This window comes from Streptomyces sp. NPDC059851 (assembly GCF_042732005.1).
Taxonomy (GTDB): domain Bacteria; phylum Actinomycetota; class Actinomycetes; order Streptomycetales; family Streptomycetaceae; genus Streptomyces.
The window spans coordinates 1-12,299 of sequence record NZ_JBHWJJ010000084.1; the positions used below are offsets into that span (position 1 = coordinate 1).

Below are 12,299 nucleotides of genomic sequence, written 5' to 3' on the forward strand. Positions count from 1 at the left end.
CCACCATGTCACGTGTTCTTTCGTTGTTGTTGTGGGCAGGTCTTTTTGTATACCCCACCGTGTCCGGGCCGCGCCGCTGCCCCCCTGATCCGGAGACCGGCGGCACCCGGCTCCCCGCCACGGCCGCAGCCGGCGCCGTGGCCGGGACGGCGTACAGCGCCGCCGCGAACCACATCAGCGTCACGCCGACCAGGACGTGCAGCGCGTTCTTGACCGGCGCATCGGGCAGCGGCGCGAGCAGCGCCAGCAGCGGCACCACGACCGCGTACCCCCAGGACGGCACGCGCGGCCACACCCGGGCGCGGATCGCCGTGGCGCCGAGCAGCGTGCTGCCCGCGGCGAAGGCGATCGCAGAACCCAGCAGGGCGAACCGGGTGGGCCCTTCGAGCAACTGCTCCACGACGGCGGCGTCGAGGTGGAAGAGCGCCATGTTGAGGGTGAACGCCGCCCCGCCGAACAAGCCGGCACCGACCAGGTTCACCACGAAGGCGACCTCACCGAAACGGCCCGTCACATGGCGCTGCCGCAGGTGCAGCGCGGCGATCAGGGGCAGGGAGAGCGCAGGGGCGAGCCCGAGCAGCCAGCTGGTGACCGCGGTCTCCCCGGTGAACGCCTCGACGAGCGCGGGCAGGGCGATGAGCGCCCCGGACAGCAGACCGGACGCGGCGAAGAGCCGGGTAGCGGGTCGGTAAGTGGACATCACGGGCACCTCCAAGGCGGGGACGGACGGTGCCCCCGACGCTAGGAGGCGTCTTCCCGCACTCCACAGATGCGGACCGGGGACTCCTGGGCACACCCGTGACGGTCCACCCGGTGCCGTTCGGCACGTGCCGAACGGCCACATCGCCCACCGGCGGGTCATCGGTCCGCCCGCCGCCCTCGATCACCGGTGGGGCCAGGCCCTAGCCTGGGCCCGGAACACAGGGGGTGACGCGGTGTCCGCGTGGAGCGTCAAGGGATCGGCCCGCCCGGTGCCGTGGATCGCGCCGTTGCTGTACGGAGCCGTGCTCGCCGGCGGACTGTACTTCCAGGCGGTGGGACCTGCCCCCGGCGGCGGGGCACCGGGCACCCACACGGCCGCTTTCGCCGCCGGGCTCGCGCTGCTGTGCGTACTGGAGGGCGTCGAACGCCACCGCTTCCCGGCGCGCACCCCGCGCCGCGCCGCCGCCGTCCTGCTCCTCACGCGCCTGGGGCTCATCGCCGGGGTGAACGCGCTGGACGAGTCGGGCCTGTCCCGCGCACTGTTCGTCCTCCTGCCGTTCTGGGCCTGCTTCGCCTTCGGCCGCCGGACCGCCGTCGCCCTGGCCGCGCTGTGCATGGGTGGCCTGCTCACCGGCTACGTGGCGTCGGCCCCCGGCTGGTACCGGAACCTGGAGCACGTCTCCGATGCGCTGATGCTCGGTGTCGGCCTGGCCCTGGCCGTTTCCATGGCGGCCGTGGCGGTCGCCGAGCAGGAGGGCCGGGCGCGGCTGGCCTCCTATGCCGCCCGCGTCGGCGACCTGTCCGCCGCAGCCGAACGCAACCGGCTGGCCCGCGACATCCACGACAGTCTCGGACACCACCTCACCGCCGCCTCCGTACAGTTGGAGCTGGCCACGGACTTCCACAGCCTCGACCCGGCCGCCGCACGGCTCGCGATCGAGGAGGCCAGGCGCTCGGTGAAGCTCGCCCTGGGCGACGTACGACAGTCCGTCCGCACGCTGCGCGAGGAACCCGCCCAGCCCTCGCTGTCCGCCGCACTGATCGGCCTGGCCCGGGGTCACGGCGGGCGGCCGGTCGTCACCGCCGAGGTCGAAGGCGACGAGAGCGGCTACGAGCCCGCCGCCCTGACGACCCTCTACCGCGCCGCGCAGGAGGGGCTCACCAACGCCCGCCGACACGCCCGCGCCACCCGGGTCTCGATCACCGTCACGCTGGGAACGGACGGCGCCCGGCTGGTGGTCACCGACGACGGCCGTGGCTTCGCCCCCGGTGGCGACGTCGGATTCGGCCTGCTCGGCATACGGGAACGGGTACGGCTGGTCGACGGCCGGGTGGAGCTGGACAGCGCCCCCGGAGCAGGAACCCGGCTCACCGTGACCGTCCCGCGCTCGCCGGTCACCGGGACGGCGGCGCCGTGACGGTACGCGTCCTGGTCGTCGACGACCAGCAGCTCATCCGCGAGGGCATCGCCGCTCTGCTCGGCATCCGGCAGGGCATCACCGTCGTCGGCACGGCGGCCGACGGCAAGGAGGCGGTGGACAGGACGCTTGAGCTGCGGCCCGACGTGGTCCTCATGGACGTCCGCATGCCGGGGATGGACGGAGTCGAGGCCGCCGCCGTCCTGCGCGTCAGGGCCCCGGAATGCCGGACGGTCATGCTGACGACCTTCGACGACGAGGAGTACGTCATCCAAGCGCTGCGAGCCGGGGCGAGCGGCTACCTGCTGAAGGACCTGTCCGCGGAGGAACTGGCCCACGCCCTACGGCTCGCCCACGCCGGCGTCACGCAGCTCGACTCCTCGGTGGCCTGCAGGCTGGCCGCCGCCCTGCCCCGCCCGTGCGGCCCCGCACCGGACCCGCAGGCCCCCGCCCTCAGCCCCCGCGAAACCGAAATCCTCCGACTGGTGGCCGAGGGCCTGACCAACCGGGAGATCTCCGCGGCGCTCTTCGTCAGCGAAGGCACCGTCAAGAACCACGTCTCGCGCATCCTCGGCCGCCTGAAGCTGCGCGACCGCACCCAGGCGGCGATCCGCGCCCGCGACATGGGCCTGCTGTGAGGCGGCGCCGGCACGGTCCTCGCCGACCGGCGGGCGATGCGGCGCAGCCGCCCCACGACGCACCCGACGGCCGGGTGGGTGATGACCGGGTGCTCGCCCGCGTGTGCCGCACCGCGTGGCCGAACCCCGGTGCGACGATCCACGAAGCCCGCTTTTCCCTCCGTCCCCCTGGAGTTTTCGGTGCTCGAACGCAAGCAGGTCAAGGGCCGCACCCAGGTCACCTTCGTCCTCCCCGAGAACGCTCCGGACGGGCCGGTCAGCGTGGTGGGGGACTTCAACCAATGGAACCCCGCGGCCCACCCGCTGAAGGCGCGCGGTGACGGCACGCGCGCCGTCACCGTCGCTCTCCCCTCCAACGGCACTCACTCCTTCCGCTACCTGGCCGCCGGTGACTACTGGTTCGACGACGAAAGCGCCGACGGCCACGACGGCACCAACGGTCGCCTCCACACCTGACGCCCCACTGCTTTCCCCGCGACCCTCCGTGTCCTGGGGGCGGCGGCAGCCGCCCTTCGTACGGCCGGCGCCCCCGGATGGTTGATCGGGGGCGCCGGGGACCGTACTGACCAGGCCGACACGAGCCGCTGCGCACCGGCGCACGCTCCGCCGAGCAGGCTGTCCCCGGTCTACAGTGCGGTCTGTGACTGATCAAGAAGGGCAGTTCCTGGAGGCGGTCCGCGCCGTTCTGGCGGAGGCCGGGTTCACCGAGGGCGCGGCCGGTGCGGAAGGTGTCCGCACCGTTCAGCACGCCCGCGGTGTGATGGTCGGCTGGATGCCGGAGGGGATTCGCAGCGTGCGGGTCAGGCGTCGGGGGCCGCGTCGCAGCCGCAACGCCGGTCGGAGGGACCTGCCCGGGCTCCGGCACGCCTTCGGCCTCGCGCTCGCCGCCGTGTTCCGCAACGCGGGCTTCACCGTGGAGACCCGCGGTGACGACTGGGTCCTCGTCGTCCAGCCGGAGCACCAACCGGAACTGTAGACCCGGACCCGGAGGTTGCCCGACCGTGCGGGGGGCACGGCAGGCGTACGGCGGCCCGTAGCCCCCGTCCAGGAGGTGGTCTCGAAGGCCGAGAGTCCGAAGTCGCACGTTCCCCACGGTGAGGGACCCGGTCGTCACGAGGGCACCGAGCAGCTCGGCTGGTTCCCGTTCCTTCGATTCCCCGAAGAAGCAGGGCGCCGGCGCCCGTAAGGCCCGCAAGGGCCCGCACGGCGGCAAGGCTCCAAGCCGCTGACTCGCCGCCCCGCTTCTGGGGGACGCCCCGGCTGCTGGGGAACCCAGAGGGGCCGGGGCGGAATCGAGGGCGCCGGGCAGCAGCCCGGCGCCGGCCCCCCTTGACCACCGCTCCCTCTACCTCTACGTCATGGAGCCGGGTTGGGGACCCGAGGCCTTCCCCGGGCCGGTGAACGGCTTCGGCGGGGCCGATTCGGGCGGTTCGGCCGGCGTGACCGGTGCGAGGTGCCTTACTGGCTCCTCCGTTTCGTTAGATCCGGCTGGCACCTCCGACCCCCTCGGCTCGACTCCCGTCTCGGTCTTCGTTCCGCTCGTCTCGGTTTCCGTTCCGCTCGGCGTTTCCGTTCCGCTCGGCGCCTTCGCCGGTGCTTCGGGGGCGCCGATCACACCGCCGTTGCGGCGCAGGGCGGCGTACCCGAGGCCGATGCCGAGGGCCACGGGCCAGTCGAGGACGTCGACCGCCGCCAGCACACCGAGGCCGACGTAGAGGGGGAGGCCCTTCTTGGCGGGCAGTACGCGGCGGGCGACGTTCACGGGCAGCATCGCCGCGGTCGCCGCGCCGTCCGCGACGCGGTCGAACGAGGGGACGGTCACGGTGAACGTCCGCTGTCCGCTGTCCTGCTTGGCCCCGGTGGGCTCGGCGCCGGGCCGGTCATGGTCGTGGGCGGGGTCCACAGATCTCACCTCCGGGAATGAGCGCGCTAGGGCAAATAGCCCTCCCGTGGGCGTATTGCCTGTTTGAGGTGGGATAAGCAGATTCGCGAGATTGCTCACCGTTGCGTTCCAGCCGCAGGCGGGTGGGCCACGCCCTGTCCCGCCTGCTGCCACCGAGGGAGCGCGCTCATGCCGGAGTCGGAGAACGCTTCGTCGGCCCAGCCGTCCTCCAGCTCCTCCTCGCACTCGGCCGCAGACACGGTGGTCACCTTCTTCGGCGACGTGCTCTCCAGCCTGGCCGCGCACACGGCATCGGGCGTGCGGGCGGCCCGCGAAGCGGCACAGGACCTGGTGACTCCGCCCCGCCGTCAGGTGTGGCGGCGGCCGGGGCGCTGCTACATCGAGGTGTCCGGCGTACACGGTGCGGGAGGCGGGGGTGTGTCGCGTCGCGTCGAGCGGGCGCTGGAGGGACATCCGGGGGTGTTGTGGGCGCGGGTGAACGCGCCGATGGAACGGGTGGTGGTCGAGCTGGGCACGCCGCCGGCACCGCAGGCGGACCTGGTGGCCCTGGTGGAGGGCGCGGAAGGGGCGCACGCAGCCGACGAGGAGGCCTTCGACGAGTGGACTCCGGAACCGGACCACCCCGCCGAAGGCCTACCCTTCGCCTCCCTCGCCGCCTTGGCCGCGGACACGGCGGGCCTGGCCATCGCCACCGCACGCCGACTCGCTCCCTGGTTCGGCCTGCCCGCGGAGGTCGCCGCCCTCATCGACGCCCTGCGCACCCACCCGCGCCTGCGCCACCTGGTCGAGGACGTCAGCGGTGAGGCGGGTGCAGAGTCCCTGCTCTCCGTGGCGGGCGCCGTGATCCAGGGCGTGGCGACGGGCGGCAGCGGAATCGGCCTGGACGTGGTGCTGCGGGCGGCGGCTTGGCGCGAGGCGAGCGCTGAACGCGACGCCTGGCGCGTGGCGGAAGCCGGACTCGTCCGGAGCCCCGAGGAGGCTTCCGCCGAAGCCGTGGCGAGCGAGCGGGCCGGGCCGCTGCCCAAGGACGCGGCGGATCGCTTCGCCGAGCGGTCCATGGCAGCAGGGGTCGTTCTGGCGGCGGCCGCCCTGCCCTTCGCAGGGCTGCGGCGGGCGATCGCCGTTGCCGTCGCCGCCGTGCCCAAAGCCCCGAAAGCGGGTCGGGAAGGCTTCGCCGCGAGCCTGGGCCGGTACCTGGCCCAGCGCGGCGTGGTCACGATGGACCGCACCGTCCTGCGACGACTCGGACAGGTGGACACGATCCTCTTGGAGGAGGACGCCCTCCGCGGGGAGCGCTACGAGCCGATGGACCTCGACGTGGTGAACGGCGCCGACCCGGCGGAGGCGGCCGACCGCCTCTTCTCCCTCTACGACCCCGACGCCCCGCTCGCCACCCAGCACGCCGGAGACTGGACCCTCGGCCCGCTGGAGGAACTGCCCCTCGACCGGGAACCCGCCGCCCAAGGCGGCCCTGACACGGCGGGGCCGGACGGAACCCGGTCCGACACGGCGGAGCGGATGCGCCGCCGCGGGGCCGAGAAGGTCCTCGGCCTGGCCCGCGGGCGCCGCCTCCTGGCCGTCGCGGGTCTCGCCGCCCAGACCGCCCCGGGGGCGGAGGCCGTCGCGGCTGCGGCGCGGCGGGCCGGAGCACGCGTCGTCGTCGCCACCACCCGCGACGACGCCCGCATCCCGTACGCCGACGCGGTCGTCCCGGCAGGCCGGCGACTGGTCGCGTCGTTGCGGGGCCTCCAAGCCGACGGGGCCGTCGTCCTGCTCCTGTCCGGCAACCGCCGCGCCCTGGCCGAAGCCGACTGCGCGATCGGCGTCCACCACCGCGGGGAGCACACCCCCTGGGGCGCGCACCTCCTCGTCGGCCAGGACCTCGAAGCGGCTGCCATCGTGGTCGACGCCGTCGCGTCCGCCGCCGTGGTGGACCGCGACAGCCACCTCCTCTCCGCCGGCGGCAGCGGCGTCGGAGCCGTGACCGCCCTGCAGTCACCGGTACGACGGGCGACGGCGCGGGTACTCGCGACCGGCAACACGGCCGGGCTGTTCGCGTTCGGCCTCGGCCTCTGGCGCGCCCGTCAGCTGCTGGCCCGCCCCCTCGCCCCGCCGGTGACCACGACCCCCTGGCACCTGATGCCCGCCGACAGGGTCCTCCAGCGGCTCGACAGCCGGTCCGAAGGACTCTCGGCGCAGGAGGCCGCCGCCCGAGTGGGCGAGGCCTACGCCGGTGCCCCCGAGCCGCTGACCCTCCCGCACGCCTTCATCGAGGAACTCTCCAATCCGCTCACACCCGTCCTCGCGGTCGGCGGCGCCCTCGCCGCCGCCGTGGGCTCCCGTACCGACGCGGTACTGGTGGCCGCGATCACCAGCCTGTCCGCGCTGGTCGGCGGCGTCCAGCGGGTACGGACCGACCGGGCCCTGTCGGAACTGTTCGCCCGGTCCGCGATCGGGGCCCGTGTCCGCAGGGCCGGCCGCGAGCGCCTGGTGGCCGCCGGCGAACTGGTACCCGGTGACATCGTCGTCCTCGGGCCCGAGGACGTCGTGCCCGCCGACTGCCGGCTCCTGGAGTCGGACGGGCTGGAGGTGGACGAGTCCTCACTGACCGGCGAGTCCCTGGCGGTCGCCAAGGACCCGGCGCCCGTCATCGCGGCCTACCTCCAGGGCCGCACCTCGATGCTGTACGAGGGCACCAGTGTGTCGGCCGGACACGGCGTCGCCGTCGTCGTCGCCACCGGGCAGGCCACCGAAGCGGGCCGGAGCCTCGCCACCACCCGCCAGTACGCGCCGAAGACCGGCGTGGAATCCCGCCTCTCCTCGCTCACCCGCGCCAGCATCCCCGTCGCCCTCGGTTCCGCCGTCGCCGTCACCCTCTCCGGCCTCCTGCACGGCCGGCCCCTCAGCGACAACCTCGCCTCCGCCGTCAACCTCGCCGTCGCCTCGGTCCCCGAGGGCCTCCCCTTCCTGGTGAACGCCGCCCAGTTGGCGGCCGCCCGTCGCCTCGCCGCCGCGGGCGCCCTGGTCCGCAATCCCCGCACGATCGAGGCACTCGGACGTGCGGACGTACTCTGCTTCGACAAGACGGGCACGCTCACCGAAGGCACCCTGCGCCTTGCCGAAGTGAACGACGGAGAAACCACCGCCCCCCTGGACCGTCTGCGCACCCGGCACAAAGAGGTGCTCGCCGCCGCGTTGCGCGCCACCCCGGCCGCCCGGCAGGCCGAGCCGATGGCCCACCAGACCGACCGGGCCGTCCTCGACGGTGCGCAGCGGGCCAGGGTCGGGCCGCGTACCGGCGCCGCCCGCTGGCAGCGCACCGACACCCTGCCCTTCGAACCGGCCCGGGCCTACCACGCCACGGCCGGACACGCCGGGGGCAGCGTCCTGCTCAGCGTCAAGGGCGCGCCGGAGAACGTCATCGCCCGCAGCACCCGCTGCCGCTCCCCGCGCGGCCCGGCGACCGCGCTGGACGCAGGCTCCCGCGCCGAGTTGACGGCCACGGCGGAGGAACTCGCCGCCGCGGGACGTCGGGTCCTCGCAGTGGCGGAGCGCCGCATGGGCGACGACGAGGACCTGACCGACGACGCCGTCCACGACCTCGTCCTGCTCGGCTTCGTCACCCTCGCCGACCCCTTGCGGTCCAGCGCCGCTCCCGCCACCGCACGCTTGCGGGCAGCGGGCGTCCAGACCGTCATGCTCACCGGCGACCACCCGGCGACCGCCGACGCCGTTGCCTCGGCCCTCGGCGACGCCGCAGCCGGTCCGAGGGCGGACACGGACGACGGGGCCGGGCTCACCGTCCGTACCGGCCCCGAACTCGACGAGCTGGACGACGACGCCCTGGACGAAGTACTGCCCACCGTGGACGTCATCGCCCGGTGCAGCCCCACCCACAAGGTCCGCATCGTCCAGGCGTACCAGCGCCTCGGACGTGTCGTGGCGATGACGGGAGACGGCGCCAACGATGCACCCGCCATCCGGCTCGCGGACGTGGGCATCGCGCTCGGCCGCCGCGGCACCCCCGCCGCGACCGCCGCCGCAGACCTCGTCGTCACCGACGACCGGCTGGAGACCATCGTCTCCGCCCTCACCGAGGGCCGCGCCATGTGGGCCTCCGTCCGCGAGGCCCTCGCCATCCTCATCGGAGGCAACCTGGGCGAAGTCACCTTCAGCGTGCTCGTTTCCGCCGTGACGGGTACCACCCCCCTCAACGCCCGGCAGATCATGCTGGTCAACCTGCTGACGGACCTCGCCCCCTCGCTGGCCATCGCCATGCGGCAGCCCCCCGACACGACCGCGACACGCCTCCTCGAAGAGGGCCCGCACCGTTCCCTGACCACGGCCCTCACCCGTGAAATGCTGCACCGCGGAGCGGTGACCACGACCGGAGCCGGCCTGGCCTGGACGGCGGCACGCCTGACCGGCACCGCGCGACGGGCAGGGACGGTCGCCCTGGCCGCCGTGGTCGGCACCCAACTCGTCCAGACCCTCACGACCGGCGGCCAGGACCGCAACGTCCTCGTCGCCGGTCTCGGCTCGGCCGCCGTACTGGCCGCGATCATCCAGGTTCCGGGAGTCAGCCGGTTCTTCGGCTGCGTGCCCCTGGGGCCCTTCGGCTGGGGCATCGCCCTCGGCTCCATTGCCGTCGCCACTGCCCTCGGCCATCTCTGGACCCTCGTCCCGACCGCCGCGCACCCCGCCGCCCCACCCGGGAGCACGTGAAGCCCAAGTGCATCCCGTGGCGTGGGGATGCCACACCCGGGGAGACCTCACGTAACTCCACGACCGTGATCGGGAACGGGCCGGGTGGTGCGAGGGCCGCAGCGTCCGGTGTCCCGCCCGCCGTCCGCTTCCAGACGCGAACGTATTTGGCCTTCGTGGCCCAGACGCCCAGATCTCCGGTGTCGGCACTGTAGCCCTCCCAGGTCCTGCCCCGTTCCTCACCGGCCGGCAGCCGGGTCGCAGGCTTTTCCTCCCACACCGTGACGTGGGTGACCCAATGGAGGACTTGGTGGAACGGGTGGTCGTCCTGGGCGGGCCCACTCGGGGCGCGCAGTGAACCCAGCCTGCTCAGCCCCAGGTGGGCGAGGGAGTACGCGACCGCAGCCGCCCCCTCGTCCCCTTCGTCAGCAGGCACCGTGACGACGACGCCCTCGTAGTGCGGTGCACCGTACAGGGTCGCGTTGAAACCCGGGTCGGGGTGGTCCACCACGGCTTCCTCCGACGTCGTTCCGGCCACCTCCCGCCCACCTCCGGCCGTCACCTCGGGGAGCAGGGGGACCTGCTCCCCGAACGGTCGTCCGGCCCCCGTCGTCCTCGGCCCCGTCGAGCACGTGCTGCGACCGTGCCGGCGCCCGGTGGGTCGGGGTGGTGGCATCCGTTCAAGGCTTGAGGTTGTCCTTTCCCTTCTCCTTCATCTCCCGGGCCTTGCCGCGGGCCTCCAGCGCTGCGCCCTTGGCCTCCGTCGTTCTGTTGCCCAGGGCGTGCGCCGTCTTCCGCACGGCCTTCCCCGCCACTTGCTCGGCCTTGGCTTTGACCTTTTCGCTGGCACTCATGTCCGTTCCCCACTTTCCTCCTCTTTCGCCTCTACCCAGGGAAGGCGGGTACAACGGGCTCGCGCGGGGTCCGACGCACTTCCTGCGCCCGCGAAGCCGTGTGGGCGGGAGTTGCTCAGCGATCCGGTGGAGGGAGCAGGGGGCCGAGGGGGCCGAGGTCGAGGTTGAGGTCTTCGAGGGTGAAGCCGTGCTGGGCGCACAGTTCGGTCATGCGCTCGTGGAGGGCGAGGAGGGTCGCCCCCAGCTCCTCCTCCTGCGCGTCGCTGAGGCCGCCCGCCTCGACGCGGCGTACGGCCTGCCGCTCGATGAGCTGCCGGAGGAGTTCGACCACGGTCAGTACGAGCTTGACCAGATCTTCCCCGACCGTGTCGGGACCCGTGCGGATACGACGTCCGCGGGAGCGGCCGGATGGTGGCGCGTCCGTCGGGGAGGCCGGCAGCAGCCGGACGGCGTCGGCCATCGCGTCACCGACCGGACGCAGGTCCGGGGCGTCGCGGTGCGGCCGACGGGTGGGCTCACGGCTCATGGCGTTCACCGTTCCACTCCGGTCGTGGGGCGTCGGCGGTGCTGACGGAGCTGATGAGGGCGCGCAGGGAGATCCGGACGAGGTCGATGTCCGCGATGGACAGGATGATGTCGCCGGTGATCACGACGCCTCCGGCCAGCAGCCGGTCGAGGAGGTCGACGAGTGCGACTTGCCGACCGGCAAGGGCGGTGTGGTCGTGGTGGTCGGAGAGGCTCATGACGCAGGGGTAGCCGGTGGTGGGGGTGCAGGAGGTTGCGGGGGTGCAGTGGGTGCAGGAGGGGGCGAAGGGGGTGCCGGAGGCGGCGCAGGGGGCGCAGCGGCGGGCAGCGGCGCGGCGAACGAGTACGGCGCCCAGGGGCCGGTCACCTCAAGGCGGATCCCGGGAAGGTCCTCGGCCGCTCTGTGGAGCGCTGCCCGGAAGGCGTCGGCCTGGTCGTCGGGGACGAGGAAGGCGTCGTTGAGGACGTTCTCCCCGGCCGTCGGCGCGGTGAGGGGGCCGCTCTGCGCGGGGTGGCGCACGTGCTGGGTCGTGTACCGCCCGGCGATGGCGGCAAGGCGGTCGGCAGCCAGCTGCGCCTGCCGGTAGTGGTCCTCGCGGGCGTCGTGGTGGGCCCGCCGGGCCTGCAGGTAGGCCTTGCCGGGGCTCGCGGGTGGGGCCTCCGTGGTGGCGTCGGGGGTGGCGGGTGCGGTGGAGGGGCGTACGTAGATCTTGACTCCGTACTCGGTGTGGGCGCTGAGCCGGGCCAGCTGGGTGGCGAAGTCCCGGGTCTGTGCGTGCAGGGCCTGGAGCGCCCGGGTGTGGTCCTGGTAGAGGGTGGCCATGCGCAGGGGCAGCACGGTGGTGTGTGCGGCGAGGGCCTCGATGACGTGGTGGTGGGCGCGGGCGGTGTCCTCGAGCCAGCGCAGGTCCTCGAAGTGGTCCCTGAGCGCGTCTTCTGCCCAGTCGGCCTGCGGGACGTCGCTGATGACGAAGGCGACCGGCCCCCCAGCACCACCGGGGGGCACCAACACGGTGACGGGGCTCCCCGCCACTCCGACGAGGGCCGGCAGGACGTGGTCCAGTACGGGCGTGGGGGGCGCGACGGCGTAGACGTAGGTGAGGGTCGGGGGAGCGGGGGCGTTCACGGCTCGGTCCTCCGCCTCGGCGTACCGCGGGCGGGCCGCTCCTGCCGCTCCTCCTGCTCAAGGCCCAAGGGGTCGGGCTGCGGCTCGGAGGCGGTGAGCCGGTCCCGCCGCAGTTGTGCCAGTTCGGCGCGCAGGCGCTGGTTCTCGGCGGCGAGGGACGGGTCCTGGTGGCGGGAGGACAGTGACGCATCGTGTTCCCACCAGTCGATGCCCATCTCCCTGGCCTTGTCCACCGACGCGATCACGAGCCGCAGCTTGATGGTGAGCAGCTCGATGTCGAGAAGGTTGATGCGGATGTCGCCGGCGATGACGATTCCCTTGTCCAGCACGCGCTCGAGGATGTCGGCCAGGTTGGCCGAGGAGCTGGGCGGGTAGCCCGCCATCGGTGGGCCAGTGCCGAATCTGCGGTCCAGGGGGTTCGTCACGTAC

General features: G+C 73.5%; 12 protein-coding genes. 5 read left to right on the forward strand and 7 right to left on the reverse strand.

Annotated elements, in window-relative coordinates; translation table 11 throughout:
- Positions 1-700 (reverse strand): hypothetical protein (locus ACFV7Q_RS25195; RefSeq protein WP_385431547.1); only part of this gene is annotated, 700 nt, incomplete at its 3' end.
- A gap of 235 nt (positions 701-935) precedes the next feature.
- Here ACFV7Q_RS25195 and ACFV7Q_RS25200 point away from each other — a divergent pair.
- The 4 genes from ACFV7Q_RS25200 to ACFV7Q_RS25215 all read left to right on the forward strand — a co-directional run bounded on the left by ACFV7Q_RS25200 (position 936) and on the right by ACFV7Q_RS25215 (position 3,734).
- On the forward strand, positions 936-2,120 hold the full coding sequence (locus tag ACFV7Q_RS25200; protein ID WP_385431548.1) for a sensor histidine kinase: 1,185 nt from the start codon (positions 936-938) through the stop codon (positions 2,118-2,120).
- Positions 2,117-2,758: a response regulator gene (locus ACFV7Q_RS25205; protein ID WP_385431549.1), complete on the forward strand. Its 642-nt coding sequence runs from the start codon at positions 2,117-2,119 to the stop codon at positions 2,756-2,758. The genes ACFV7Q_RS25200 and ACFV7Q_RS25205 overlap by 4 nt, the downstream gene beginning before the upstream one ends.
- Positions 2,759-2,938: 180 nt before the next feature.
- A complete protein-coding gene (locus tag ACFV7Q_RS25210) occupies positions 2,939-3,214 on the forward strand; it encodes an isoamylase early set domain-containing protein (RefSeq protein WP_385431550.1) in 276 nt (91 codons plus the stop codon).
- A gap of 184 nt (positions 3,215-3,398) precedes the next feature.
- Complete coding sequence (locus tag ACFV7Q_RS25215; protein ID WP_385431551.1) at positions 3,399-3,734, forward strand: hypothetical protein; 336 nt, start codon at positions 3,399-3,401, stop codon at positions 3,732-3,734.
- A gap of 375 nt (positions 3,735-4,109) precedes the next feature.
- Here ACFV7Q_RS25215 and ACFV7Q_RS25220 read toward each other — a convergent pair whose 3' ends face one another.
- Positions 4,110-4,661 (reverse strand): hypothetical protein, encoded by a 552-nt coding sequence (locus tag ACFV7Q_RS25220; RefSeq protein ID WP_385431552.1) that lies wholly within the window; start codon positions 4,659-4,661, stop codon positions 4,110-4,112.
- A 168-nt stretch (positions 4,662-4,829) separates the two neighbouring features.
- Here ACFV7Q_RS25220 and ACFV7Q_RS25225 point away from each other — a divergent pair, with 168 nt between their 5' ends.
- Positions 4,830-9,386, forward strand: a complete 4,557-nt coding sequence (locus ACFV7Q_RS25225) for an HAD-IC family P-type ATPase (protein WP_385431553.1) — start codon at positions 4,830-4,832, stop codon at positions 9,384-9,386.
- 659 nt (positions 9,387-10,045) lie between these two features.
- Here ACFV7Q_RS25225 and ACFV7Q_RS25230 read toward each other — a convergent pair.
- From ACFV7Q_RS25230 to ACFV7Q_RS25250, 5 genes are all read right to left on the reverse strand, one after another.
- Positions 10,046-10,219, reverse strand: coding sequence for a hypothetical protein (locus ACFV7Q_RS25230; protein ID WP_385431554.1), 174 nt, complete (start codon positions 10,217-10,219; stop codon positions 10,046-10,048).
- 115 nt (positions 10,220-10,334) lie between these two features.
- A complete protein-coding gene (locus ACFV7Q_RS25235; protein WP_385431555.1) occupies positions 10,335-10,745 on the reverse strand; it encodes a gas vesicle protein K in 411 nt (136 codons plus the stop codon).
- The gene (locus ACFV7Q_RS25240; RefSeq protein WP_385431556.1) at positions 10,735-10,962 is read right to left on the reverse strand and encodes a gas vesicle protein; all 228 of its coding nucleotides are present in this window, start codon (positions 10,960-10,962) and stop codon (positions 10,735-10,737) included. Before ACFV7Q_RS25240 ends, ACFV7Q_RS25235 begins: the two co-directional genes overlap by 11 nt.
- Positions 10,959-11,870 (reverse strand): GvpL/GvpF family gas vesicle protein, encoded by a 912-nt coding sequence (locus ACFV7Q_RS25245; protein WP_385431557.1) that lies wholly within the window; start codon positions 11,868-11,870, stop codon positions 10,959-10,961. Before ACFV7Q_RS25245 ends, ACFV7Q_RS25240 begins: the two co-directional genes overlap by 4 nt.
- On the reverse strand, positions 11,867-12,295 hold the full coding sequence (locus ACFV7Q_RS25250) for a gas vesicle protein (protein WP_385431558.1): 429 nt from the start codon (positions 12,293-12,295) through the stop codon (positions 11,867-11,869). Before ACFV7Q_RS25250 ends, ACFV7Q_RS25245 begins: the two co-directional genes overlap by 4 nt.
- Positions 12,296-12,299 lie beyond the last annotated feature (4 nt).